The organism is Bradyrhizobium japonicum USDA 6 (assembly GCF_000284375.1).
GTDB classification, from domain to species: domain Bacteria; phylum Pseudomonadota; class Alphaproteobacteria; order Rhizobiales; family Xanthobacteraceae; genus Bradyrhizobium; species Bradyrhizobium japonicum.
In genome coordinates this window covers 3,477,009-3,501,615 of the sequence record NC_017249.1, presented here as the reverse complement: position 1 = coordinate 3,501,615, position 24,607 = coordinate 3,477,009, and the positions used below count along the sequence as shown (strand labels likewise).

20 protein-coding genes and 1 pseudogene are annotated in these 24,607 nt (G+C 63.6%); 9 read left to right on the top strand and 12 right to left on the bottom strand.

Going from position 1 to position 24,607, the window contains the following annotated elements; genetic code table 11:
• Nucleotides 1-22 precede the first annotated feature (22 nt).
• The 4 genes and pseudogenes from BJ6T_RS16330 to BJ6T_RS16320 all read right to left on the bottom strand — a co-directional run bounded on the left by BJ6T_RS16330 (nucleotide 23) and on the right by BJ6T_RS16320 (nucleotide 5,728).
• Nucleotides 23-1,723 carry an aspartate:alanine exchanger family transporter gene (locus tag BJ6T_RS16330; RefSeq protein ID WP_014493538.1) on the bottom strand — a complete coding sequence of 567 codons (1,701 nt, stop codon included), beginning with the start codon at nucleotides 1,721-1,723 and terminating at the stop codon, nucleotides 23-25.
• Nucleotides 1,724-1,735: 12 nt separating this feature from the next.
• Nucleotides 1,736-4,483 (bottom strand): aminotransferase class I/II-fold pyridoxal phosphate-dependent enzyme, encoded by a 2,748-nt coding sequence (locus BJ6T_RS16325; protein WP_014493537.1) that lies wholly within the window; start codon nucleotides 4,481-4,483, stop codon nucleotides 1,736-1,738.
• Between the two features lie 267 nt (nucleotides 4,484-4,750).
• Nucleotides 4,751-5,048, bottom strand: a pseudogene (locus BJ6T_RS43630) (SulP family inorganic anion transporter); the annotation flags it as partial.
• Nucleotides 5,045-5,728, bottom strand: coding sequence for a YoaK family protein (locus tag BJ6T_RS16320; RefSeq protein WP_014493536.1), 684 nt, complete (start codon nucleotides 5,726-5,728; stop codon nucleotides 5,045-5,047). The pseudogene BJ6T_RS43630 and the gene BJ6T_RS16320, both read right to left, overlap by 4 nt.
• A gap of 137 nt (nucleotides 5,729-5,865) precedes the next feature.
• On the opposite strand from BJ6T_RS16320, the gene BJ6T_RS16315 reads away from it, so the two are divergent.
• From BJ6T_RS16315 to BJ6T_RS45675, 3 genes are read left to right on the top strand one after another with little or no spacing between them, the layout of a single operon-like run.
• Nucleotides 5,866-7,554, top strand: a complete 1,689-nt coding sequence (locus tag BJ6T_RS16315; RefSeq protein WP_014493535.1) for an aspartate:alanine exchanger family transporter — start codon at nucleotides 5,866-5,868, stop codon at nucleotides 7,552-7,554.
• A gap of 11 nt (nucleotides 7,555-7,565) precedes the next feature.
• Complete coding sequence (locus tag BJ6T_RS45680; protein ID WP_014493534.1) at nucleotides 7,566-8,453, top strand: alpha/beta hydrolase family protein; 888 nt, start codon at nucleotides 7,566-7,568, stop codon at nucleotides 8,451-8,453.
• 22 nt (nucleotides 8,454-8,475) lie between these two features.
• A complete protein-coding gene (locus tag BJ6T_RS45675; protein WP_014493533.1) occupies nucleotides 8,476-9,060 on the top strand; it encodes an invasion associated locus B family protein in 585 nt (194 codons plus the stop codon).
• Between the two features lie 14 nt (nucleotides 9,061-9,074).
• Here the strand turns inward: BJ6T_RS45675 and BJ6T_RS16300 are convergent, their stop codons facing one another.
• Both BJ6T_RS16300 and BJ6T_RS16295 read right to left on the bottom strand, forming a co-directional pair.
• Nucleotides 9,075-9,443 (bottom strand): response regulator transcription factor, encoded by a 369-nt coding sequence (locus tag BJ6T_RS16300; protein ID WP_014493532.1) that lies wholly within the window; start codon nucleotides 9,441-9,443, stop codon nucleotides 9,075-9,077.
• A 175-nt stretch (nucleotides 9,444-9,618) separates the two neighbouring features.
• Complete coding sequence (locus BJ6T_RS16295; protein ID WP_014493531.1) at nucleotides 9,619-10,242, bottom strand: response regulator transcription factor; 624 nt, start codon at nucleotides 10,240-10,242, stop codon at nucleotides 9,619-9,621.
• A 233-nt stretch (nucleotides 10,243-10,475) separates the two neighbouring features.
• Between BJ6T_RS16295 and BJ6T_RS16290 the strand changes: the two genes are divergently transcribed.
• Nucleotides 10,476-11,159, top strand: coding sequence for a helix-turn-helix domain-containing protein (locus BJ6T_RS16290; RefSeq protein ID WP_014493530.1), 684 nt, complete (start codon nucleotides 10,476-10,478; stop codon nucleotides 11,157-11,159).
• 195 nt (nucleotides 11,160-11,354) lie between these two features.
• Here BJ6T_RS16290 and BJ6T_RS16285 read toward each other — a convergent pair whose 3' ends face one another.
• From BJ6T_RS16285 to BJ6T_RS16260, 6 genes are all read right to left on the bottom strand, one after another.
• Complete coding sequence (locus BJ6T_RS16285; RefSeq protein WP_014493529.1) at nucleotides 11,355-11,798, bottom strand: potassium channel family protein; 444 nt, start codon at nucleotides 11,796-11,798, stop codon at nucleotides 11,355-11,357.
• A gap of 38 nt (nucleotides 11,799-11,836) precedes the next feature.
• Nucleotides 11,837-12,949 carry an acetate kinase gene (locus BJ6T_RS16280; protein ID WP_014493528.1) on the bottom strand — a complete coding sequence of 371 codons (1,113 nt, stop codon included), beginning with the start codon at nucleotides 12,947-12,949 and terminating at the stop codon, nucleotides 11,837-11,839.
• Between the two features lie 171 nt (nucleotides 12,950-13,120).
• Nucleotides 13,121-14,209 (bottom strand): AI-2E family transporter, encoded by a 1,089-nt coding sequence (locus BJ6T_RS16275; protein ID WP_038935414.1) that lies wholly within the window; start codon nucleotides 14,207-14,209, stop codon nucleotides 13,121-13,123.
• A 251-nt stretch (nucleotides 14,210-14,460) separates the two neighbouring features.
• Nucleotides 14,461-15,333: an ABC transporter permease gene (locus BJ6T_RS16270; protein ID WP_014493526.1), complete on the bottom strand. Its 873-nt coding sequence runs from the start codon at nucleotides 15,331-15,333 to the stop codon at nucleotides 14,461-14,463.
• Complete coding sequence (locus BJ6T_RS16265) at nucleotides 15,330-16,271, bottom strand: ABC transporter permease (RefSeq protein WP_014493525.1); 942 nt, start codon at nucleotides 16,269-16,271, stop codon at nucleotides 15,330-15,332. Before BJ6T_RS16265 ends, BJ6T_RS16270 begins: the two co-directional genes overlap by 4 nt.
• Before the next feature lie 57 nt (nucleotides 16,272-16,328).
• Nucleotides 16,329-17,840, bottom strand: a complete 1,512-nt coding sequence (locus BJ6T_RS16260; RefSeq protein ID WP_014493524.1) for an ABC transporter substrate-binding protein — start codon at nucleotides 17,838-17,840, stop codon at nucleotides 16,329-16,331.
• A 230-nt stretch (nucleotides 17,841-18,070) separates the two neighbouring features.
• Between BJ6T_RS16260 and BJ6T_RS16255 the strand changes: the two genes are divergently transcribed.
• Genes BJ6T_RS16255 through BJ6T_RS16235 form a run of 5 tightly spaced genes read left to right on the top strand, consistent with a single transcriptional unit; the run spans nucleotide 18,071 to nucleotide 24,569 of the window.
• Nucleotides 18,071-19,279, top strand: coding sequence for an ROK family transcriptional regulator (locus BJ6T_RS16255; RefSeq protein WP_043900204.1), 1,209 nt, complete (start codon nucleotides 18,071-18,073; stop codon nucleotides 19,277-19,279).
• Nucleotides 19,276-20,052, top strand: coding sequence for a glucosamine-6-phosphate deaminase (nagB, locus tag BJ6T_RS16250; RefSeq protein ID WP_014493522.1), 777 nt, complete (start codon nucleotides 19,276-19,278; stop codon nucleotides 20,050-20,052). Before BJ6T_RS16255 ends, nagB begins: the two co-directional genes overlap by 4 nt.
• Nucleotides 20,049-21,644 carry a gamma-glutamyltransferase gene (ggt, locus tag BJ6T_RS16245; protein WP_014493521.1) on the top strand — a complete coding sequence of 532 codons (1,596 nt, stop codon included), beginning with the start codon at nucleotides 20,049-20,051 and terminating at the stop codon, nucleotides 21,642-21,644. The genes nagB and ggt overlap by 4 nt, the downstream gene beginning before the upstream one ends.
• A gap of 36 nt (nucleotides 21,645-21,680) precedes the next feature.
• On the top strand, nucleotides 21,681-23,306 hold the full coding sequence (locus BJ6T_RS16240) for an ABC transporter ATP-binding protein (RefSeq protein WP_014493520.1): 1,626 nt from the start codon (nucleotides 21,681-21,683) through the stop codon (nucleotides 23,304-23,306).
• Nucleotides 23,307-23,339: 33 nt separating this feature from the next.
• Nucleotides 23,340-24,569 (top strand): Gfo/Idh/MocA family protein, encoded by a 1,230-nt coding sequence (locus BJ6T_RS16235; RefSeq protein ID WP_014493519.1) that lies wholly within the window; start codon nucleotides 23,340-23,342, stop codon nucleotides 24,567-24,569.
• Nucleotides 24,570-24,607 lie beyond the last annotated feature (38 nt).

The following is a 24,607-nucleotide window of genomic DNA, read 5'->3' as shown; positions in this document are numbered from 1 at the left end:
CCCTTTTGGTTGTTGCAACGGACTATTGGGCTAGAAGCATTGCGAAGTAGCCGAACACGGTGAGCAGAATGCCCGATACGGCATAGGCGACCGGGAAACCGATCCAGGGCACCGTGCTTTTGATTTCGACCGCTGCCTCGCGGCACGGACCGGAATGCGACCGTGCGCCGGCAACACCGCCCATCAGCACCGCCGGGTTGATCTTGAATATGTGGAAGCCGATCGCCCAGACGACGAACGGCGGGATCGTGCAGGCGATGAAGCCGACGAGGAAGATCTTCAAGGCGACGGCACCGGTGAGCTGGGCCAGCAGGCCGGCACCCGCATTGACGCCGACGATCGCGACAAAGACGACGAGGCCGAGATCCTCCAGCACGTTGCGCGCCGCGTTCGGCGTGCTGCCGAAGAAGCGCAAGCGAGACACGATCGAGGAAACAATCACGCCCGCCAGCAACAAGCCACCGGCATTGCCGAGGCCGATCTTGGCGCCGAAGGCCGGGAATTCGATCCGGCCGATCAGGAAGCCAAGGATCATGCCGACAGACAGCGTCAGTAGATCGGTCGAGGTGTTGTAACGCGCGATGCGGCCCCACATCTTGCCGAGCTCGTCGACGGCCGACTTCAGACCGACCACCGAGATGATGTCCATCCGCTGCAGCTCGGTCTTGAGGCCGGCCGGAAGCGGCACGCCACCGCGCTCGACCTTGCCGATCTGCAACTGGCCGGCAATTGCCAGGTCGCGGAAGGATTCAAAGGTCCTCCCGACCATCTCCTTGTTGGTGACGAGGATATCGGCCTGATCCAGAGCAACGCTAAGTGCCTTGGCGTCGGCAACCTCGGGCCCGATCAGGCCCATCTTGTCGGTGAGGTGCTCTGTCGCGCCGCCCAGCGCGACAATGTCGCCCTTCTGAAGCACGAGGTCCGCATTGGCCCCCACCGACTCGCCGCCTCGCAATACGTTGGCGATGCGATATTCGGGGTTCTCCTTGCGGAAGCCCTCGATGCTCTTGCCGACCTGGGCCGGGTTCTCCAGCCGGTAGGCACGCACGCCGAACTGCCGATAGCCGGTGAGAGCGCCGCCTTCGAGGTCCTTGACGCCGAAGTCCAGCTCATACTTCTTCGCGGCGGCCTGGGCGTCGATGCCCCACCAGCGCGGCAGGTATTTGCAAATCAGGATGATGCCGACGGTCCCCCAGATGTAGGTGATGCCGTAGGACAGCGCGATCATGCCGGTCGCTTCCTCGGGCTTCATCCCCTCAGGCAGCTTGACGACGCCCGACGTGATCGCCTGCTCGGCCGAACCGATCGCGGCAGACATGGTCTGCGAACCCGCAAGCATGCCGCCCGCAGCGCCCGTCGGAAGCGCGAAGAGTTTTGCGCCGAGAACGACAAGCGCGAGGCCAAGGACACTCGAGACCACCGCCAGGACGACGAACTTGATCCCGTCACCCTTCAGGCTGTTGATGAAGGACGGGCCGACCCGCAGGCCGACGCCGTACATGAAAAGATAGTAGAACAGGCTTTTGGCAAAATTGTTGAGCTCGAGCTTTACGCCATAAGTCGATGACCATACCGCCAAGCCAGCGCCGACCACGATGGCGCCGGCCACCATGCCGAGGCCATAGCCCTTGATGCTGGCCCGCCCGATCCATACCGCCAGCCCGACGACGAAGAACAGAAGCAGAAATGGATTCTGCTGCAGAAACGTGAAAAACCCCTGCATTGTTCGTCCCCCTTATGACGCCGCCTTGAGCTTCGGCGAAGCACCGGGCTTCGGCTTGCCGATCTTCGCCAAGGCTTCTGCGCGCACGAGCTTCAGGCCTTCCTTGGCGTCGTAGCCATGGATCTCCTTCACATCGAGCTTGCGCATGAAGTCGATGGTCTCCTGGGTGATGACCTGGCCCGGCACCATGATCGGGAAGCCCGGCGGATACGGGATCACGAAACTGGCGGAAACCAGTTCAGGTCCAGCCTTCAGGCGACGGTCGATCTCGGGATCACCGAGCCGGATGAATTCGCACCCCGCCGCGTTATAGGCCGTGTAGAAGCCGCTACGGATATCGCCCTCGTTGGTCTTGGTGCCGGCATCGCCACGGAAGCTCGGGTGGAAATGCGAGAAGTTCGGCAGGTCGGGCACGTCTTTCATCAGGCTCTTGACCCGCGCCTCGAAGGTCTTCTTCGCATTGGCACCGCCTTGGGCGAGGCCGCGATCCACCTCGCCCGCGATCTCGGCCAAAACCCTGACAAGATGCGCCACGTCGCTGCGGGTGTTGTTGATGTTGGACTGGATCAGGACTGAATTGCGCGAGGTCTTGTTGACCTGGATGCTGTATTCGTTCGCCAGCATCCCCTTGAACTGGGTGCCGTCGAAGCCCGCCGTGCCGCACACCAGAGTCATGCGGGTCGGATCGAGGCAGAACTCGTCGTCGTCCAGGCTCTTCAGGGTATTTGCCCAGTTTACGCCGGCCGCCAGATAGTCGGTGAAGCCGCTCTGGCGATAGAGCGCGGGCACCATGGCGTCGGCGCCGAGAACGCGGAAGTATTTCGAGATCAGCGGATTGTTGTTGACCGCCTTGCGAATGGCGAACGCGACTTCGATCGCATTGGCGACGAGACCGTAGCCCTCCAACTCCATCTGGCGCCGCGAGACGTCGAGGCTGGCAATGAGCTGCTGGTTCGGACTGGTCGAGGCGTGGGTGAAGACCGCTTCCTTGAATTGCTGCTCGACGGTGTGAAATTCGACGTCCTTGACGGACAGCATCGAGCCCTGCCGGATCGCGGACATCGACTTGTGCGTCGAATTGGTCTGGTAGACCCGCAGGCGGATCTGACGCGGATCGGGAATGAGCCGGGTCTTGAGCAGCACTTCGTTCGAAGGGTTCTTGCCGAGTTCGGCCTGTTGCTGTTCATAGGCCGCGACCGATTTCGGGTCGTGCATCCAGGCCTCGATCTCGTTGGCCGCGCCCAACCCGGTGCGTCGTCGCAAGAACGGCGAGAAGCGCGCAAAGCCGAACCAGGCTTCGTCCCACAGGAAGATCAGATCGGGCTTGATGGCGAGGCATTCCTCCATGACCCGGCGGGTGTTGTAGATGTGGCCGTCGAACGTGCAGTTGGTGAGGTCGAGCATCTTGACGCGGTCGAGCCGGCCGTCGGCCTTGGCGTTCAGCAGCGCCTGCTTGATCGTCTTCAGCGGCACGGCGCCGTACATCGAATACTCCGTCATCGGGAAGGCTTCGACGTAGAGCGGCTGCGCGCCCGCCAGCACCATGCCGTAATGATGCGACTTGTGACAATTGCGGTCGACGATTGCGATATCGCCCGGTGCCAGCAGGGCCTGCACCGCCATCTTGTTCGAGGTCGAGGTGCCGTTGGTGACGAAGAAGACGCGGTCGGCGCCAAGCGCCCGCGCCGCCTTGTCCTGCGCCTTCTTGATGTTGCCAGTCGGCTCCAGCAGGCTGTCGAGGCCGCCGGTGGTCGCGCTGCTCTCGGCCAAAAACAGGTTCAGGCCGTAGAACTCGCCCATGTCGCGGATCCAGTCCGACTTGAAGATGGATTTGCCGCGCGCGATCGGCAGCGCATGGAATGTCCCAATCGGCCGCTGTGCATATTTCTTGAGATTGTCGAAGAACGGCGTGTCGTAGCGGTCTTGCACGCCTTCGAGGATGGACAGATGCAGCTCGAGCAGCTCTTCGATGGAATAGAAGATACGGCGGGCGACGTTGGCCTCGGGATTCCCGGCCATCTCCTCCACGTCGCGGTTGGACATCAGGTAGAGGTCGAGCTCCGGACGGATCCGCTTGATGATATGGGCGAGCCCAAGCGCGGACGCATCGCTTTCATCGTTCAGACGGGCCGAGGAAGTCATCGTGCGCAGGATGGGCGCATCATGACGCGAGCGCAGCCCAAAACCTTCATTGATCACGACCGCCGCGAGATTGGGGTTCAGAAGCGTGGCACAGAAGGCGTCTTCGAGGCTCCCCACGAAGACCGGTTCATAGACGAACTGATCCGCCGGCCGCCGCAGCTTGCGCCATTCGGCCGCAAGTGACGGCCAACTGTTGGATGAGACACCGGTGACGATCAGGGTCTCGAAATAAGGACGGCGCGCAGAACCAGATGTCGGCACCAGCAGATCAGAGGCATCACCGTTGCCCTCATCGTTGTCGCTCGCGTCGCCCGCATGCTGGCGGAAGGACTTGGTTTGAAGGGCCTGCGTGATCCGCGTCGACAAAGCGAGCGAGCCGGCCGCGTCACCGGCGACGGCGGCTTCCCGCAACGCCGCCATCAATTGCAGGCCTGGATAGCCGTGAAATTCTTCCGTCACAGAAAGATCAGCAAGTGCTGCATCGTATTTCGCGCGATCTCCGCCGCGCGCCCACACCTTGGCCGCCTCAACGAGGTCACGCCAATCGTCTGCCCGGCAGCCGGGCCCGGAAAAGAACTGATCGATGCGCTTCTGCGCGGGCTTGGCTTCTTTGGACATGCGGCCCTCCCGATCCCATAGGCAAAGGTGATGCGGGATCGTGAGTGCGGGGCCGGTCGCTCCATTGATCCAAGTCAACGGTCGCGCGCATTCTGATCGGGCGGACGGACAGGACGATCCCCCTTGCATCGCAATAAGGGGCGTCAGACCGTTCGTTGCGCGGTATTGGCTGAATCGCCACCCAAGACGCTGTCGAGCGACCGCAGCCACTGGCCGCTGTCGGTTTTCTCCGCCAGCCCTTCGGCGCGCAGCAGGTCGCGCAAGCTGCGCATGCGCGCCGACGGTGCCGGCGATCATCAGCGAGATCGCCGAGGTCGGGCCGATCGCGAGCTGGCGCGACGACCCGAGCAGGGCGTAGCCGATGCCGCCGAGCATGTAGCCGTAGACACCGACCTGCGGCGGGAGACCGGCAAGCACCGCGTAAGCCAGCGAGACCGGGATGGCGTAAGCGGCGAGCGTGATGCCGGCGACGGCGTCGGAAGGGAGCCACTCGCGCCGATAGGAGGGAAGCCAGCCGAACGACGGAAAAAAGCCGCGTCCACCCGGGTTCGGACAGCGCGCTCATGGAGACACTTGGCGAGGCGTCACTTCGCAGCGCAGCAGCACGACCAACAGCGCAATCACGGGAATGCCGAGCGCAAGATCGGGAATGCTCTTGGTTGCGAAGGCGCCCACGGCGGCTCCGAGGCCGAACGCCATGCAGAGCGCCGTGAGGATGCCGGAGCGGCGAAATGCTCCGACTCGCGACCCGCCAAGCGTCGCGGCGAACAAAGCCTCGATGGCGTGACGCATATTCCCGGTGATCATCACCGTGCTGCAGACCGCACCTTCGACCTTGGTAAATACCGCTGTCTGCATGGCGGCAACGAGCGAGATGCCCAGCGTACCTGCGAGGTCCGGCAAGCGGTTGTGCAGAATTCCGATCGTGATCAGGAACAGTATCTCGACGAGCGTACTGATCGCGGGGGCGCGCTCGCCGGTGAGGCGGCGCAACCACGCCGCGATGATTATGCCGACAGCAAAGGCCAGGATCGGCGGGACGAAACGCAAAGCGTTCCCCCAATCGCCCTCGCCCCCGTGAACCCAGAGCAGGACCAAGTTCGCCGTCTGCGCGTTGGCCATCACGCCGTGGATGATCCAGGTATAGGCATCGATAAAGCCTCCTGTGAACGCCAGCAGGAGCACGACTTCGGCCGTTTCGTCGCGATGGACGGACGAACTGGCGGCAATGTCCAGAGAACTCATGTCGGACGTATCGACGGTCGGAGATGCTGCATCGCCCCATAGGTCTCGTCCGTGCGTTCCGGAGGGTTGATCTGGATCAAGCAAATCCAGACCTCTGCGGATCAAATCCAGCGCAAAGCGCCGGGGGAATTGCGACCATGGACACTGTCAGGTGGATCATCTCCACCGCTCCGGAAATCTTCCTGCTGCTGGCCATTGCGATCGGCACCCTCCTCGGCCGGATCAGGATTCGCGGCTTCTCGATCGGAACGACCGCCTGTGTGCTGATCGTCGCCGTCCTGATCGGACAGCTCGGCAGCTTCACCTTTCCACCGATCCTCCGGGCGATCCTGTTCAGCCTCTTCGTCTTCACCATCGGCTACCGGTCGGGCCCGGAATTCTTCGCTTCGCTGAGCGTCCGGACCCTGGCGCAGGTTATCCTGGCGCTGGTGATCGGAGCCACCGGCCTCATCATCGTGCTTGTCTTCGCTTATGCGTTCAAGCTCGACACTGGGACAGCGGCGGGGCTGACTGCCGGCGCGCTGACCCAGTCGTCCGTGATCGGCACGGCGTCGGGCGCGCTGGCGCAACTCGGCCTGTCGAAGGCGGCGCTGGAGCAGCAGGAGGCCAATATCGCGGCCGGCTATGCCGTGACCTATGTGCTCGGCTACATCCTGACGCTGCTGTTCGTTCCGTTCGTCGCCCCGCGGCTGATGCGGATCGATCTGAAGGCCGAGGCGGCGAAGCTCGAGGCCGAGCTTGCCGGCGGCGCCCCGGCGAAAACAGAAAATCTGTCCTATCGCAAATTCCAGGCACGCGCCTATCGCGTGTCGGCCGGCGCGGACCGCACGATCGAGGCGATCGAGGCGGAGATCGGCGGCCGCTCCGTGGTGGAGCGGATCGTGCGCCGCGGTGCCGACGTCCCGCCGCACCGCGACGTCATCCTCGAAGCTGGGGACGATGTCGTCGTGACCGGCCCGACCGCGGCCATCGTCGCCGCCGAGCCGGTCATCGGCATGGAGATCGACGCCGGCGAACTCCTGCGCAACCTGCCCGGCAACGTGACCGAGGTTCTGGTGGAGAACCGCAGGCTGCACGGCCGCTCCATCAGGGAGATTGCCGATATCGTCGGTGCAAATGCGCGCGGCGTCTTCCTACGTGCACTCACCCGGATGGGCCGAGAGGTGCCGCTCGGCCCCGACACGCGCGTCTATATCGGCGACGTCATGACGCTGGTCGGCAGCACCGGCAATATTGCGCGGGCGACGACACAGGTCGGTCATTCCCTGAACGCGAGCGACCGGACCGATATTGCCTTCCTTGCCATCGGCATAGCCGCCGGTCTGCTGGCCGGCCTTGCAAGCTTCAAGGTCGGCGCGGTAGCTTTGACGCTTGGCGGCGGTGGCGGCGCGCTCATCGCGGGGCTCGTCTGCGGCTGGCTGCGCTCGCGAAACCCGACCATGGGCGCGCTGCCGCCGGCGGCACAACAGACGCTGAGCGATCTCGGGCTTGGCGGCTTCATCGCGGCGATCGGGCTCGGCAACGGTCTTGCCGCGTGGGCGGCGATCCAGGCCCACGGCTTCCTGCTGGTCGGCATGGGTGTGGTTGTTACGCTGATCCCGCTGACGGTCGGGACACTGTTCGCCTACCACGTGCTGCGCATGAACCCGGTCGTGACGTGCGGCGCGCTCGCCGGCGCCATGACGGTCGATGCCGCCGTGACAGGCGCGTGCGACGTCGCCGAGAGCAAGACGCCGGTGCTTGGTGTCGCCGTGCCCTACGCGGTCGGCAACGTGTTGCTGACGGTGCTGGGCCCGATCGTCGTTGCCGCTACGTATACGGGTTGAAGGAGATCGCGATGCGCTCGCTTCTGGCTGTAACGCTCCGATCCCTGGCGACCACCCTGCTCGTTCTGGCCTCGCTCTCCGCCCCAATGCGGGCTGAGGACGAGGTCCGAATCCAGGAAGAGATCTGGGCCTTGCCGCTGCCGTTGCCGATGTTCGCCTATCTGGTGCGCCCGGTCGGCGACGGCCCTTTCCCTCTGGTGATCATGAACCACGGCGTCTCTCTCAATCCGACCGACCGGAGCTTCTTCCCGCTGGTGGAATTCCGCGACGCTGCAAAGTGGTTCGCCAAGCGCGGCTATCTCGTGGTCGCACCGGTCGGCAGCGGCTATGGCGCCGCGGCCATCGACATTCCCGAGCGCGCGCTCTATGGGCCATTCTTTTCCAAGGTCGGAAAGTGCACGAACCCCAACTTCCATGATGCGGGCCTCGCAGTCGCCAAGGTCGATCTCTGGATCATCGACTACATGGCCGCCGAGAAACGCATCATTCCAAAGGACGTGATCGTGGTCGGCCAGTCCGCCGGAGGCTGGGCTTCCATCGCCTTGTCCAGCGTGAACCCACCACAGGTGAAGGCCATCATCACCTTCGCCGCCGGCCGCGGCGGGCGGGTCGGCGGCAAGCCGAACAACAATTGCGCACCCGACAAGCTGGTCGAGGCGACCGCGGATTTCGGCAGCACGTCGCGGGTGCCGATGCTGTGGATTTACATCGAGAACGACACGTTTTTCGGCCCCGATCTGTCGAGGCGCATGCATGCAGCATTCACGGCGGCTGGCGGCCGCGCCGAATATCATCTGATGCCGCCCTTCGGCAACGAGGGCCATTTCTTCATCGGCTCGCCGGACGCGATCCCGCTGTGGTCGCCGCTGGTGGCGAAGTTCCTCGACGCGCAGAAATAGAGTTCAGGCTCGGAGGCACATCATGCCAAGTCCCCGCAATTGTCTCCCTGGCCTGCTGGTCGTCGCGGTCGCCGGAAGCGCGACATGTGCCGGCATCGCCGCGCCGAAATCCGCGCAGGCCGACAAGCCCGCCGAGATCGCGACGCGCGGCCAGCGTGAGGCAAAGGACATCGTCTACGGAGACTGGCAGAAGCTCTGCTTCAAGGCAGGCGGTGCGCCGACGCTGTGCCGGACGTCAATCACCGGCAAGTTTCCAACCGGCCAGACGGCAATACGCGTGGACCTGATCGAGCGCGAAGGCACTCCCACGGCACGACTGCAACTCTTCGTGCCCGTCGGCATGTACCTGCAACAGCCGGCGAAGCTGACCGTCGACCAGGGCAGCCCCCTCCGCATCCCCTACAGCTGGTGCCTGACCAATGGCTGCATTGCGGCCGACGTCGCGCCTCCCGCGATCATCAAGGAGATGGAGTCAGGGAAGACACTTGCCCTCGAGGTCGTCGATTCAAACCTTCTGGCATTGACGACCTCGGTGCCGCTGGCGCAGTTCGCGTCCGTCCACAAGGGCGCGCCGGCCAGGACGCTGGAGCAATATGTCGATGAATGAGCGGCCGTACTGCGTTACGCTGCCGACGCACGCGCCACCGACTCGATCAGGGACTGCGCCGTGAAAGGCTTTACCAGATAGGCAATGCATCCGGACGCGACCGCGGCGGCGCGATTCGCCGAGCTGTCATTTCCGGTGATGTAGATCACCGGCGCGGTGACGCCCTCCTCTGCCAGTTGCCGGCGCAGGTCGATGCCGGACCGTCCGTTCAGGTCGATATCGAGGACGATGCAGATCGCCTTGTCGAAGCTGCCGTGATGGAGCAAGGCTCCAGCGGAGTCGAAGAGCGTCGCGGCAAAGCCATGCTCGCGGAGCAGCCTGTTCAAGCTGGTCCGGATGGACGGATCGTCATCGACGATAAAAACAGAGCCACGCTCTGACAAGGAAGTGCCCCTTCGAGCCGAACGACTGATTGCGGCGGCTCTGGCCATATTGAATTCGCCTGGTTGCCACTTGCGTGTCAGGCAAACCGTCGCCCTGCATGGCACCGCACCAGCGAATTTCATATTGTCTCTTGGGGAAGTCACGCCGCGGGAACTGTCCGTGACGACAAATCAGCTAATCGTCGCTCGTATCGAGCATTCCAAGCCGTTCCGCGATCGAAACGAGCTCCGCCAGCGAATGAACCTGCATCTTCTCCATCACCTGGTGGCGGTGCGCCTTCACGGTGCGCTCGGTGGTTCCAAGCTCATGCGCGATCTGCTTGTTGATCCTGCCGCGGACGATGAGATCGAACACCTGACGCTCGCGATGCGTCAACGTGGCGAGGTGAATGCGGAAGGTCTCGAGCCTTCCGCGATGCGCCTGCGCGGCGCGCTGGCGCACCAGCGCGCGCTCGATCGCAGCGATCAACTGCTCGGAGGATACTGGCTTGGTCAGGAAATCCTCCGCGCCGGCCTTGATGGCCTGCACCGTGGTTGGCGTGTCGGCGTGTCCAGTCAGGAATATGATTGGCAGCGTCGAACCCGACGCGACCAATCGGGTCTGCAAGTCGGGGCCGCTCAGCCCCGGTATCCACACGTCGAGCAGGATGCATCCCGGCTGCGCGTCGTCAGGCGCCGCATCCAGCAAATCCTGCGCCGACGCGTAGGTCGCAACGTCGTAACCGGCGAGCTTCAGCCGGCGCGCGATTGCCGTCCGGAAGGAATCGTCGTCATCCACCACGTGAACAAGGCCAGGCACGCGTCACCTCTTGCTGAATTCGTCAACCACCACCGGCAACTTCTCAATCCGCGCAACAACCTCCCAGCAGGCCTCAACGCTGTCCCTTGGTACAATGAACCTTGGGACAATGGATGAGAATGCCGCCTTAGTCGTAAATCAACTTCAGCGGGAGTGGGACGGCGCGGCGCATTCCCGGCGGCGAGACTTTTCGTCCGACAGACCAATTCGGCGATGAGCTGAGGAGTTGGCCTATGTTCGTTCGCATCACAGCGGATTCGACGCCGCGTCCCAACTCCCTTCGTGACCTTGGCATGACCAGCGATTCAAATGCGCTCGTCAGTTTAAGCCAATTTACCTATAAAAAGGGCAGCGAAATCTATGGAGAGAGAGAGCCCGCCGAATATGTCTATCAGGTGACGTCTGGTGCGGTGCGAAGCTACAAGCTGCTGTCGGACGGCCGCAGGCAGATTGGCGCCTTTCACCTCGCCGGCGACATTTTTGGCCTGGAGAACGGCAACGAACACCGCTTCACCACGGAAGCGATCGTCGACACCACGGTGCGCCTGGTCAGACGGCAAAGCCTCGAAATGGTGGCCGAAAGCGATGCGATGGTCGCCAGAAACCTCCTCAGCATGACCACCAACAACCTCCAGCATGCGGAGGACCATATGCTGCTGCTGGGCCGCAAGACCTCGCTGGAGCGGGTCGCAGCGTTCCTGCTCGAGATGGACGGGCGGTTGACGGCGTCCGGCGTCATGGCGCTGCCGATGTCGCGGCGCGATATCGCCGATTACCTCGGCCTGACGCTGGAGACCGTATCCCGCGCGCTGTCACGGCTCCATGAGGTCGGCGCCCTCGGCTTCGTCGGCAACACCCAGCGTCAGATCGTGCTGCTGGATCGGCACAAGCTTGCAAGCCTCGACCTGCAGCCTTGAGCGGGCCGACACCGGCGAATGGCACAAACTGCACATCACACCGGTACCGTCCGATGCTAGCCTCTTCCGATGTGGAACGAGACCGCATTTCGGATCGCAGTCATTTTGTTCGGGACGCTGCCGGTGGCGTTCACGGCCATGATCCTTTTCCTTGGCTGAGCCCGGCTCTCGCCGAAGCCTCCATCGGTATCAGGGTCATTTGAGGCCAGGCGCCTGGGTTACGCCGAGGTGCTCGAGAGTCTTGCGCAAGACCTCGAACAGGATGGCGGCCGACCAGCCGAACAGCAGGACACCATTCATGGCCGTCAACGGGCCGATGAGGCGCCATTCGCGCACGGGCGTGATATCGCCGTAGCCGAGCGTGGTGTAGTTGACGAAGGCGAAATAGAGTACATCACTGCCCGGTGCGGCGGCCTGAACGACTTCATACATCAGAGCCCACATCAGAACCTCCAGCGTATGCGCGACCTGCAACACCACGGCTGTCGCGACCATGACACCCATCAGGTGCACTCTTGGTCTCCTGGTTTGTCGCAAGCCCGCGCCGCGGGCGATCCCGACGGCGACGATGGTCACCAGCGCATGGATGCCGATATTGATCACGCTGACCAGCGTACCGACGAGGAATTGAAGAAGCATCGCGCGCCCAATCCTTTTCAGCTTTCCGGGAAGCTGCCTCAACGTGGCGACGGCCCGTTCACCAAGAGCGCCAATGTGTGCCGCGCGATGGTCAATTCGTCGTCGGACGGGAGCACGTAGAGAGGGATGCGACTATCGCGGCGCGAGATCAGCCTTGCGTTATGGCCGTTGGCCTTCGCATCCAGTATAGCACCGAGCCAGCTCAGCCTTTCGGCGATGCGCGCGCGGATCGCGGTCGAGCGCTGGCCGATTGCGCCGGTGAAAACAAAGGCGTCAAGCCCCTCCAGCGCGGCCGCAAGCAGGCCGGCGTTGAGGCCGGCGCAGTAGGCGAGGTGCTCGACGGCGTGTTCTGCTCGCAGAAAACGAGCCGCCGCACCGGCGTCACCCGGATTGGTGAGCAGAAATGCGCCGCCGGGATCGATTTCGCCCGCGGAATAGTCCGACGGCGATGCGCCAAAAGCATAGAATCCATTCGTGCTTTCGACGCTGCGGCCTTCCTTCAGCGCGCACATCGAGCTGGTGTCGCCGAGGCACGCAACGATCACGCGGCGCGCGGCAATCTCGGGGGCCTCGAGCGTCAGAGCTCGAGCAATCGACTCGTAGCAAAGACCGTGAGCGCCGTAACGCCTTGCGCCACCTGCGTAGAGTTGATGCGCAATGGGATAGCTGCCGTTCTCCACGACCTTGCCGAGATGGAACGCAGTATCGAAGCAGGCGACTTGCGGTAGCGCCGGATGATTGGCCTGCATGATACGGATTGGCGCAAGATTATACGGTTGAAGCAGCGGCGCGAGTGCAATCAGCCGTTCCAGACGCGCCATCACGGCGTCATCGATCAGGGCCGGCCGGGCGTCATCCGGTCCTCCCTGCGCGACACGATGTCCCACGGCCAGCGGCTGGATTCCCAATTCGTCCCGCAGCCAGCTATCGACAACCGCGCATGCCGCCGGGATGTCATCGACGTCGTCGTTCTGATAGGTGCGGTGCGCCAGCGGATCGCCGTTCGCTCCGCTCGCCCTGAGGCGCGGATGGCTGCCGAGCCCGTCAAGCCGTCCCTTGATTTGCCGTTCCAGCCTCCCCTCGCCTCGCACGGAGAAGAGCTGGAAGTTCACCCCTCCTGCATTCGCATCGATGGCAAGGATCGCATCCATGGCGGTTAGTCGACAGCCGTCATCGCCGGGGACGTTTGCCCGAATGTGCAATCCCGCTGCGACGTTCGATGGGCCATCGACATGCCTGAGGTCAGATCTGCCTACGCCCGATCTAGGGCGCATCGGGAGTCGAGAGAATTGACTTAGGTCAAAGGTGATGCGTGCGGAGATTCAGGTCTCTTCCGGCCCTTTCGGCACAGCGGCGCGGTCGTTCCGGATCCAGGCCGCCGCGAGTTCCCAGGCGACGGACAGGATGATCGGGCCGATGAAGAGGCCGATGATTCCGTGCGCGAGCGTTCCACCGATCACCCCGATCAGGATCACGATCGTCGGCGTGGTCAGACCGCGCCCCATGACGATGGGTTTCAGGATGTTGTCGAGGAGGCCGACGGCGCCGAGGAAGATGGTCAGGAGCACCGCTGTGGTCACGTCCTTGTCCATCCAGATCCAGACGACCACGGGGAAGAGAACGAGGAAGGGGCCGATCTGCACGATCGACAGCAACAGGACGAGGAATGCCAGCAGGCCGGCACTCGGGGCGCCTGCGAGCTTGAAGCCGATGCCGGCCAGTAGCGACTGCACGATTGCGACACCGATGATGCCCTGCGACACCGCGCGGATGGTCGCGCCGGCGAGCTCGAGAAAATGCTCGCTCTGCTCAGGTACGACCCGGAACAGGAAGCCGCGCACCGCGTCGACGAGCTGCGGACCGTAGGGAAAGAGGAAGCCGGCGACGAATACCGACAGCAGGAACTGGAGCGTGCCGACACCGGCATCACCGGCCAACGACAGCATCATCCCGGCAAGCGGTTTCAGATACGGCATCACCTCGCTCAGCGCCGCGCGGATATTGCTGTTGGCCTGGGTCCAGAGATCGTAGAGCTGGGTGCCGATCAGCGGCCAGCTCTTGATCTGTTCGGGCGCCTCCGTAAGCCTGAGATCGCCGCTGCTGATCTGGCCCGCGAGATCCCTGATGCCGTCGACTGCGCTCACGCCGAGCCAGGCCGCAGGACCGATGACGATGCCCAGTGTAACCAGCGTAAGAATGAAAGCGGCGGTGCGCGGGCGGCCGCCGAGGCGTTTGGCGAGCCAGCCGAAGACTGGATAGAACGCCACCGCGAGCACCGCACTCCAGGCCAGGATTGGCACGAACGGGCGGATGATGAGGAAAGTCCACAGGATCAGCAGCGCCAGCAATCCGAGCCGGATCACGAGCTGGATGACTCCGTCGATGGACCGATGCTGGCGAAGAGTGTTCAAGGCCTGTATCCGGGCAGCGTTCCTGCTGGAAGCTTAGCGGCCCCTATCCCGCGGCGGGCTTGATACAGATCAACGGCGCGCCAAATGCTCGCGCCAATACACTCTAGTCTACGACGAGCACGTCATCGACCTGTGTCATCGGATCTGCGCGCTGCAACGCTCGGACGAGACAGGCTTTGCTCTGCCGCCTGAAATCAAACAGCCCTAGGCCCCGCTGCGGAGTCCCTCAGCGGAACCGGCTCGTCTTCCATCTAGTGCCTGGGATTGAGGGCATCATTCAGGCCGTCCCCCATCAGGTTGAAGCCGATGACGAGCGCAATGATCGCGAGCCCCGGCCAGAAGGCCATCCATGGCGCCTCGCCGAGAAATTGCCTGGCAACGTCAAGCATGGCGCCCCATGAAGGGGCCGGAGGAAGCTGGCCAAGCCCCAGAAAGGCCAGGCTCGCCTCGGCGAGAACTGCAATCGCCATGGTCAGCGTCGCCTGCACAATCGTCGGCGCAAGCACGTTCGGCAGCACCTGTCCGGTCAGGATGGCGAGATGGCCGAGGCCCTGGGACCGGGCCGCCGCGATGTAATCCTCGGTGCAGACCACCAGCGTCTCGGCACGCGCAACACGAACGAACACCGGCACGGCGGAAATGCCGATGGCAATCATCGCATTTTGCAGGCTGGGGCCCAGGAACGCGGCGAGCGCAATCGCCAGCACCAAAAAGGGGCAAGCGAGCAGCGCATCGGCGAGGCGCGAGATCACCATATCGGTGAGGCCGCCGAAATAGCCGGCCATGAGACCAAACGGGAGGCCGATCAGCACGGCGACCGTCACGGAGACCATGCCGGCGGCAAGCGAGGCTTGCGTGCCGAAGATCACGCGCGAGAGCACGTCCCGACCGAGATCGTCGGTGCCGAACCAGTGTGCCGCACTGGGCGCCGCGCGAATCGCCATCCAGTCCGGCGAGTTTGGATCGTACGGCGCGATCCACGAGGCAAACACCGCCAGCACGACGAAGAACAGGATGATCGTGGCTCCGATGACGGCGGATGGTTCGCGCAACAGGCGACGAATTTCCGAAGGAGCGGCGGCGCGCACCTGACTTGCGACCGGCACCGTCTCAATCGAGCTCATGACCTGAGCCTCGGATTGAGCAGCACATAGGCGACGTCGGCAATCAGGCTCATCAGGAGGAATACGGCTGCTGTGCAGAGCACGACCGCTTGAACCACGGCATAATCGCGGCTGAACACGCCGTCGACGACCATCTTGCCGAACCCCGGGATGGAAAAGACCTGCTCCGTCAACACCGCGCCGGCCAGCAGTTCGCCAAATTGCAGTGTGCCCAGCGTGACCACGGGAATCAGCGCGTTCGGCAACGCATGGCGCACCACGATGGTGCTTTCGCGCACGCCCTTCGCGCGGGCGGTGCGCACGTAGTCCTGCTTCATCGCTTCGATCATCGCGCTGCGGACATGGCGCATCATGATCGCAGCGGTGCCCGTGCCAAGCACCAACGCGGGCATCAGCATCGAAAGCAGATTGCCTCCCACGCTCTCGGACGGCGGAACGAAACCTCCGGCCGGAAGCCAGCCGAGATTCACCGAGAACAGAAGGATCAGCATGATCCCCAGCCAGAAATGCGGGATCGACAGTCCGGCAAGCCCGAACAGACTGGCGCCGTAGTCGAAGGGCGTCCCGCGCCCCAGCGCCGCGAATATCCCGATCGGCAACCCGACGAGCAGCGCAACCAGCATCGACAGCATCGCGAGCTCAACGGTCACCGGCAATTTTTCCGCCAGCATGGTGCCGATCGGCAATCGGGTGCGTACCGAAGTGCCGAAGTCACCGTGCACCAGGGCTTTCAGCCAGACGGCGTATTGCACCGGGATCGGATCATTGAAGCGATACTTCTGCCGAAGATACTCAACGACTTCGGGATTACGCTCTTCTCCGGCGAGCGCCAGCGCAGGATCGCCGGGCAGCAGTTTCTGCAGACCGAACACCATCATCGACACCAGCAACAGGGTCGGCAGCAGGACGGCAAGCCGGCGCAGAAGCAAGCTCTTCATCGGGGCAGACTGGTCCTCACCAGGGCGAGCGCATCGTCGGGCGCGAGGCGTTGCGCATCAATTCACAGGCTTGACACCGACCAGACGCAACAGACCGTCCGGCACCATGACGATGCCGCCGACCGATTTGCGGGCCGCAAAGAACCAGTTCGGGTGATGGAGGGGAATCGACGAGAGCGCCGTCAGGTAAATGTCCGTCGCTTTGGCGTAGAGTGCCTTGCGCTTGGCTTCGTCAGCCTCGCCCCGGGCCTGGTTCAGGATCGCATCGAGATCCTTGTTGCAGTACTTGTTGACGTTCTGGGAGCCCGCGCAACTGAAAAAGGCGACCAGCGTCGGGTCCGGATCAGCGCGGCCGCTCCAGTTGCCGATATAGGCTTCGAAATTGCCGTTCATGTAGCGCTCGATGGCAGTGGTCGTTTCCATGGGCAGCAGCTTGACGTCGAAACCGGCCTCGCCCGCCATCGACTGGATGATCTGTGCGACCCGGGAATCGCCGGCCGTATTCTCGTACTGGATCTCGACCGGCACGCGAGTCATTCCGGCGGCGGCAATCATTGCCTTTGCCTTGGCAACATCGCGAGCCGGCGCCTTGCGCGCGCTGTCGTAGAACGGAGATGACGGCGGGATCATCTGGTTATCCGCCAGGAACTCGCCGTTGAAGGCGACGCGGTTGATGACATTGCGATCGATCGCCAGCTCAAAGGCCTGACGCAGCGTCGAGTTCTTGCCGAGTGGCGTATCGGCCTTCGCGCCCGCGCCGACATTGAACATCAGGTGCGAGACGGCAAGTCCCTGGCCGGAATGCAGGGCGAGGTTGGGATCGTCGCGTACGGTCTTGAGATCGGTCGGCGCGATACGTTCCGCGAGATCGAGATCGCCCGCCCGGACACGCGACAACCGCACGGTCGAGTCGGGAACGTAGTAGTAGACGACCTCGTCATAGCCGACCCGTGCAGCGTCCCAGTAGCCGGGATATTTCTTGACGCGAATGAGGTCGCGCGACTTGCGCTCGGCAAATTGATACGGACCGGCACAGACCGGCGCGGCTGCAAATTCCCCGGCCTTCTCCGTGGCGGCCTTGGGCGAGACCATCATGCCGGCGCGATCGCTGAGATTGGCAAGCAGCGGCACGAACGGCTCCGACAGGTTGAACTTCACCTTGTCCGCGGCAAGCGCTTCGACGCTCGCGACCGGCGCCAGCTCGGCCTTGCGCTTGGAATCCGGCATCGTCTTCATGCGCTCGATATTGAACTTGACTGCCGCTGCATCGAACGCGGTGCCATCGTGGAACGTGACGTTCTTGCGCAGCGTGAACGTGATCGACTTGCCGTCCGCAGACCACTCCCATGCCTCCGCCAGCCGCGGCACGATCTTGAGGTCGGGGGAGATATCGACAAGCTTGTCGCACAGCGCCGCAAACACGAAGCGGCCGGAGTATGTGCCGCTGAGGGCCGGGTCGAGCGCATCGGGATCGTCCTGAATGCCGACCCGCAATGTCGCGGCACTCGCCGAGACCAGGCCCGATGCGATCATAAGAATTGCCGCCAACGCCGTGCCCGTCCGCTTCATACGGAATTCCTTTCGTCGCACGCCTATCCCAAGGCTTCCAAGGCTCTGCTGCTAACGGTCAAGACAAGCACGACTCAACCTATTTGTAAACGTCTCGAACAAATCATCTCGCGAAATGAAACTAAATTACAGCGTAACGCTTCTGAGAGCGTAAAACCCTCACTCTGCCCCCTTGACGACAGATCTGGCGAGGTATTAGTTCTGTATATTGACTAATTGGATTGAGGCCCATGCCAGACGCCCCCTCATCGCCCGTTGCGCGACAGCAATCCGTGCGCCTTGTGGTTGAGCGCCTGCTGCGCGATCGCTCGGTATCGCGCGCCGAAATCGCTCGCAGCACGGGCCTGTCCAAGCAGACCATCTCCGAAGTGATGCGTGATCTCGAACGCGACGGCTGGGTCCATGAGGACGGTCAAATTCAGGGCAGCGTGGGGAGAAGCGCCGTCACCTACGCGCTCCGGCCGGACGCCGCCTTTGTGTTGGGTATCGACCTTGGCGGCACGAAACTGCATGTCGCACTTGCCGATCTGCACGGCGAGATCGCCGCCGAGAGCATCGAACCGACATCCGGCGACGGCGGCGCTGCCGTGGTCGCACAGATCAATCGCATGAAGGATGCCCTGCTTCAGCGTGCGTCCGTATCGGCGCAACGGTTGCGCGGTGGCGTGATGGGAAGTCCGGGGATGGTCGACCCAGGGTCGGGCAGCATCGTCATCGCGCCCAATATCCCCGGACTGGATAGCCTGGACGTGAGGGCCGCGCTGCGCGAACGGCTCGGAATCGACGTCGCCATCGAAAATGACGTCAATCTCGCCGCAATCGGGGAGCATTGGCGCGGCAACAGCCGCAAGGCGCGCAGTTTCGCCTTCATCGCAGTCGGCACCGGCATTGGCATGGGCATCTTTTCGAACGGCTATCTCGTGCGCGGCGCACGCGGGGCGGCCGGCGAGATAGCCTACCTGCCGCTTGGGGGCGATCCCTACGATGCGCGCGGCCTTCGGTTCGGCACCCTGGAAACCGCGATCGGCAGCGCCGGCATTGTCGAACGCTATATCGCGCTCGGCGGCGCGCCCGGCAGTACCGTGCGCGATGTCTTCGATCGGCTCGCGGTCGAGGAGACGGCACGAGTGACGATCGACGAGGTCGGCCGGATCCTCACGACTGCCATCCTGGCGGTGCACAGCATCCTCGATTCGGAAATCATCATCATGGGCGGCAGCATCGGCGCACGGCCCGAGTTGAAGGTCCGGATCGATGAACACCTGGGACGCTGCATGCGCGAGCCTGTTCGTATCGAGCTCAGCGCGCTCGGCAATCGCGCTACGCTGATCGGCGCGATCGGCAGCGCGATCGACCTCGTGCATCGCTCGCTGTTTGGCATCGGCAGGGATGCGGGCCCGCTGGCTCTTCCTTTCACGGCAGCAGATGTCGCGGCATGAAGGAGCAGGCGCCGAGAATCGAAGTTGTCGGCAATGCCGCCGCCGTCGCGGAACGGGCAGCCGCGCTCGTCATCGCGCGGCTGCAGGATCGACGGCCGGTGACCCTCGGTCTTGCGACCGGAGCGACAATGGCGCCGCTCTATGCCCGCCTTGTCGCCGCGACCCGCGCCGGCGTCATCTCATTCCGAACGGTGTCGAGTTTCAATCTCGATGAATATGTGGGCGTCGCCCCCCAATCGCCCGGAAGCTTCCATGCCTATATGCAGCAGCATTTGTTTGGGCATGTAGATATGGAAGCCGGTCGGGCAGAAATCCCCGATGGCACGGCCGACGACGTCGCCGCCGAGGCCGCGCGCTACGAGGCGCGGATTGCGGCTGCCGGGGGCATCGACCTCCTGCTCCTCGGCATCGGCGCCAACGGCCATATCGGCTTCAATGAGCCAGGTTCGGATTTCGCCTCACGTACCCGCGAGGTCAGACTCGATGAAGCTACCCGCATCGCGAATGCCATCAATTTTCCCGATCCGGCGTCGGTTCCCGAACGTGCGATCACAATGGGCATAGCAACGATCCTGGAGGCTCGGAGCATCCTCCTTATCGCCAGGGGGCCGGAGAAAGCAGCCGCAGTCGCAGCCGCGATCGAGGGTCCGATCACAGCGGCTTGTCCTGCCTCGGCACTCCGCCTGCACGGCAACGTCGATATCCTTTGCGATGAACCGGCTGCCGCAGCCCTCGCCACGCGGCCCCACAACAACAATCGGAGAAGGGCATGAGCTGGGGACAGCGCGATTTCATGGTGCCGGGGCGCTCGCTGGCGGTGGGCGACCAGGGCATGGCCGCGACCTCTCATCCGGCTGTCACGCTCGCTGCGGTCGAGATCCTGCGCAGTGGCGGCAATGCAGTCGATGCAGCCATTGCCGCGATCGCCCTCCAGGGTGTCATTGATCCGCATATGACCGGCATCGGCGGCGACTGTTTTGCGATCTATGCTCCCGCCTCCGGCAAACCCGTCGCTGTCAACGGCTCGGGCCGAGCGCCGGCGAAGGCCGAGCTCGGCTGGTTTCGGCAACACGGGCTGGCGTCGATTCCGGACGATTCACCCCATGCAGTGACAGTTCCGGGGGCGGTCGATGCCTGGTGCCGCCTCTCTGGCGACTATGGTTCAAAAGGCCTGGACGAGGTTCTGGCGCCGGCGATCCGCGCGGCCGAGACCGGCTTTGTGGTGACGCCCCGCGCCGCGTTGGATTGGGCACGCTATGCCGATCGCATCGAACGACATCAGACTGGCGTACCGGTCTATCTGCCCGGTGGCGCTGCGCCCGCCGTCGGCAGCAAGCTCAATCATCCCGCACTCGGCGCGACGCTGCGCCGGATCGCACGCGAGGGACGCGCTGCGTTTTACGAAGGCGCTGTCGCCGAGGAAATCGTCGCAACATTGAAGGCGCTGGGCGGAGTGATGCAGCTTGACGATTTCGCAAGTGCCCGATCGGAGTACGTCGAGCCGATCAGCGCCGACTACCGCGATCATCAAATCCTGCAATGTCCACCTAACGGACAGGGCGTCGCGGCGCTGCTGATCGCCCGCATCCTTGCCGGCTTCGACATGGCCAATCCGGCGCTCGGCGAGGTGGATCGCATTCACCTCCTCGCCGAGGCAACCAAGGCGGCCTATCGGCAGCGTGACGCGCTAGTCGCCGATCCGGCATTCCGTCCGCTCGATGTCGACTCGCTCCTCTCGGAGGCGTCAGTCGCGGCATTGCGCTCCTCCATCGACCGGAAGCACGCCAGCGCATCAGCGGATTTTGACATGCCTGTTCATCGTGACACGGCTTACGTTGCGGTCGCCGACCGCGACGGCAACATGGTATCTTTCATCAATTCGCTCTTCTTCGCGTTCGGCAGCGGCATCTACGCCCCCCGCGCCGGCGTGCTATTGCAGAACCGCGGTTCGGGATTCTCCCTCTTAGAAGGACATCCCAACGCGATTGCGCCGCGGAAGCGTCCCTTTCACACCATCATTCCGGGTCTGCTGGCGAAGCGCGGCAAGCCGATCATGGCCTTTGGCGTGATGGGTGGACAATACCAGGCGGCAGGACATATGCAGATCCTGAGCGGCGTGCTCGATCGTGGACTCGACATTCAGCAGTCCTCGGATGCGCCGCGCAGCTTTGCGTTTGATGGCACGCTGAGCCTCGAACCCACGATTCCCGGCTCCGTCGCCGACGAATTGATTGCGCGCGGTCATCGCGTGATCTGGGCGGACGAACCGCTCGGAGGTTGTCAGGCCGTGCACGTCGATCCTTCCAGGGGCGTCATTCTCGGCGCGTCGGACCATCGCAAGGACGGCATTGCACTGGCGGCGTGACCAGGATGAGAAAGACGTGATGTCGGATCGGGCAGCATGAGCGAGACAATAGAGGCGATCCTGTCGATCGAGCGGCTGACACTGGCGCTGCCCGCCGGCGCGGATCGTGCCTCTGCGGTCGAGGACGTTTCGCTTGCTCTGCATCCGCGACAAATCCTCTGCGTCGTCGGTGAATCCGGCTCCGGTAAATCGGTCTGCGCCTCTGCTGTCATGGGCCTGCTGCCCAGGGCCATTCGCCCGGTTGCAGGGGCCATACACTTCGAGGGGCGCGATCTGCTGAACCTCCCCGCAGCAGAATGGCGGACGTTGCGCGGGCGACGCATCGCGATGATCTTCCAGGAACCGATGACAGCGCTCAATCCTGTGATCAGGATCGGCGACCAGATCATGGAAGCGTTCGAGGCGCACGGACAACTCACGCCAACTGAGCGGCAGGCCCACTTGCGCGCCCTCCTCGAAGAGGTAGGCATGCGCGATATCGAGCGGATCATCCGCAGCTACCCGCATCAGTTGTCGGGTGGCCAGCGTCAGCGTGCCATGATCGCGATGGCCCTTGCGCTCGAACCATCGATCCTGGTCGCGGACGAACCAACCACGGCACTCGACGTCACGACACAGGCACAGATCCTTCGGTTGATCCGGGACATTCAGCAGCGGCGCGGCATGGCGGTGCTGTTCATCACCCATGATTTCGGCGTCGTCGCCGACATCGCGGACCGCGTCGCGGTCATGGAGAAGGGCCGCGTCGTCGAACAGGGGTCCGTGGAGGACGTACTCGAACGCCCGCAGCATCCCTATACGCGCCGGCTGCTCGCCGCGGTGCCCGGCGGGACCCCGCCGATTCGGGTCCGGGTCGAGGACGAACCGATCGCCTGCGCCGCGACCGGACTTGCGAAGATCTATCGCGGCAGCGACTGGTTCAGCTCGCAGACCGAGGTCGCAGCCGTAAAGAATGTGACCTTCGAAATCCGGCGCGGCGAGACGCTCGGCCTCGTTGGAGAGTCCGGCTCGGGCAAGAGCACGATCGGTCGGCTCGTGATGCGTCTCACCGACGCCGATGCGGGCGTGGTCCGTATCGGCGAACTGGATTTCTCCGAGGCTCGCGGTGCCGGCCTGCGGGCCGCCCGCAAGCATGTCCAAATGGTGTTCCAGGATCCCTTCGCCTCGCTCAATCCGCGTCGCCGCGTCGGGCGAATTATCGCCGACGGACCGATCGCGCACGGCGTCCCGCCGGGGCAGGCCTTCGCGCGTGCCGATGAACTGCTGGCGCTCGTGGGCCTCGACCCGAGCGCCGCGCGACGCTTTCCGCATGAATTCTCCGGAGGGCAACGCCAGCGGATCGGTATTGCGCGCGCGCTGGCGCTCGACCCAGAGGTGCTGGTGGCCGACGAACCGGTGTCAGCGCTCGACGTCTCCGTCCAGGCGCAGGTGCTCACCTTGCTCGAGACATTGAAGGCGCGGCTGCGGCTGGCGGTGCTGTTCATCACCCACGATCTCAACGTCGCGGCCCAGGTCTGCGACAGGATCGCCGTGATGCGCCTCGGAGAAATCGTCGAGATCAGGCCGACGGCAGATCTGCTGACACGGCCGGAGCATCCCTACACACAGGCACTGCTGGCCGCGATCCCGGGCAGGCAACGCAGAGCGCCCACGCCGGCCTGAACCAGCGCATTTCCATTGAAGGAGGTCTCTGACATGCAGAAGCTCACGGAACTTCCAATGCTGCGCATCGGCCTTGTCGGCAGCGGCTTCATTGCCGCGTTCCATCTGCAGTCCATGCTCGGCGTGCGCAACGTCAGCGTCGGCGGCGTCTACAGCCGTTCCGCCGAGCGGCGGACGCGCATTGCCGACAAGGCGCGCAATCTTGGCCTGGGGCCGGCGCATGTGTTTGACAGCATCGAGGCGATGGCAATGTCCGGCGAGGTCGATGCGCTTTGGCTGCTGACGCCGAACGACAGCCGTCTCGACATCATGCGCGAGATCCACCGCGTGACCAAGGCCGGGGCTCCCCTGCGCGCCATTGCCTGCGAAAAGCCGCTCGCCCGCACGCTTGCCGAAGCACGGGAAATGCGCAGGCTCGTCGAAGATGCAGGCCTGCTTCACGGTTATCTGGAGAACCAGCTTTTCTCGACCGCGGTCATGCGCGGCAAGGACATCATCTGGCGGCGAGCGGTACCCGGAAGTGGACGCCCCTATCTCGCGCGTGCCGCCGAGGAGCATTCAGGACCGCACGAGCCATGGTTCTGGCAGGGCGACAAGCAAGGAGGGGGCGTGCTCTCCGACATGATGTGCCATTCAGTCGAGGTCGCACGCTTCATGCTGACCGCGCCCGGCGCAAAGCGCGATTCCTTACGGCTGGTCAGCGCCAGCGCCACGACGGCCAATCTCAAATGGACGCGCCCCCACTACGCTGCCGACCTCAAGAGGCGAATGGGGGTCGATTTCGCCAAACGTCCGGTCGAAGATTTCGCGCGCGGGATACTGACGATGGAAGATACCGATGGGCATCAATTGATGATCGAGGCGACAACCTCATGGGCGTATGTCGGCGCGGGCTTGCGCATCCAGCTTGAATTGCTTGGACCCGAATATTCGATGGAGTTCTCCTCGCTCTCGACGGGCCTCAAGGTCTTCATCTCCCGCGCGATCAGCGGATCAGAGGGCGAGGACCTCGTCGAGAAGCAGAATTCCGAGCAAGGTCTGATGCCGGTTGTCGAGGACGAAGCCGGCATCTACGGCTACACCGACGAGAACCGACATATGGTGGAGGCATTCAGGCGAGGCATGAGTCCGGCAGAAACCTTCGATGACGGGGTCGGCGTCATGGAAATGCTTATGGGGCTCTATCGCTCCGCAGAGCTTGGCCGGACCATCCATTTCCCCGATCCCGAACTCGAACACTATGTTCCTCTCGTGGCGCGCTGACGGCGTGACGCCCTGTCCTCCGGGCCGAGGAGTCGAGA

What these genes read in the sequence shown, in the direction of transcription:
- BJ6T_RS16330 (WP_014493538.1), bottom strand. Translation starts at nt 1,723, where the DNA reads ATGCAGGGGTTTTTCACGTTTCTGCAGCAGAATCCATTTCTGCTTCTG.
- BJ6T_RS16325 (WP_014493537.1), bottom strand. Translation starts at nt 4,483, where the DNA reads ATGTCCAAAGAAGCCAAGCCCGCGCAGAAGCGCATCGATCAGTTCTTT.
- BJ6T_RS16320 (WP_014493536.1), bottom strand. Translation starts at nt 5,728, where the DNA reads ATGAGTTCTCTGGACATTGCCGCCAGTTCGTCCGTCCATCGCGACGAA.
- BJ6T_RS16315 (WP_014493535.1), top strand. Translation starts at nt 5,866, where the DNA reads ATGGACACTGTCAGGTGGATCATCTCCACCGCTCCGGAAATCTTCCTG.
- BJ6T_RS45680 (WP_014493534.1), top strand. Translation starts at nt 7,566, where the DNA reads ATGCGCTCGCTTCTGGCTGTAACGCTCCGATCCCTGGCGACCACCCTG.
- BJ6T_RS45675 (WP_014493533.1), top strand. Translation starts at nt 8,476, where the DNA reads ATGCCAAGTCCCCGCAATTGTCTCCCTGGCCTGCTGGTCGTCGCGGTC.
- BJ6T_RS16290 (WP_014493530.1), top strand. Translation starts at nt 10,476, where the DNA reads ATGTTCGTTCGCATCACAGCGGATTCGACGCCGCGTCCCAACTCCCTT.
- BJ6T_RS16285 (WP_014493529.1), bottom strand. Translation starts at nt 11,798, where the DNA reads ATGCTTCTTCAATTCCTCGTCGGTACGCTGGTCAGCGTGATCAATATC.
- BJ6T_RS16280 (WP_014493528.1), bottom strand. Translation starts at nt 12,949, where the DNA reads ATGGATGCGATCCTTGCCATCGATGCGAATGCAGGAGGGGTGAACTTC.
- BJ6T_RS16270 (WP_014493526.1), bottom strand. Translation starts at nt 15,333, where the DNA reads ATGAGCTCGATTGAGACGGTGCCGGTCGCAAGTCAGGTGCGCGCCGCC.
- BJ6T_RS16265 (WP_014493525.1), bottom strand. Translation starts at nt 16,271, where the DNA reads ATGAAGAGCTTGCTTCTGCGCCGGCTTGCCGTCCTGCTGCCGACCCTG.
- BJ6T_RS16260 (WP_014493524.1), bottom strand. Translation starts at nt 17,840, where the DNA reads ATGAAGCGGACGGGCACGGCGTTGGCGGCAATTCTTATGATCGCATCG.
- BJ6T_RS16255 (WP_043900204.1), top strand. Translation starts at nt 18,071, where the DNA reads ATGCCAGACGCCCCCTCATCGCCCGTTGCGCGACAGCAATCCGTGCGC.
- nagB (WP_014493522.1), top strand. Translation starts at nt 19,276, where the DNA reads ATGAAGGAGCAGGCGCCGAGAATCGAAGTTGTCGGCAATGCCGCCGCC.
- ggt (WP_014493521.1), top strand. Translation starts at nt 20,049, where the DNA reads ATGAGCTGGGGACAGCGCGATTTCATGGTGCCGGGGCGCTCGCTGGCG.
- BJ6T_RS16240 (WP_014493520.1), top strand. Translation starts at nt 21,681, where the DNA reads ATGAGCGAGACAATAGAGGCGATCCTGTCGATCGAGCGGCTGACACTG.
- BJ6T_RS16235 (WP_014493519.1), top strand. Translation starts at nt 23,340, where the DNA reads ATGCAGAAGCTCACGGAACTTCCAATGCTGCGCATCGGCCTTGTCGGC.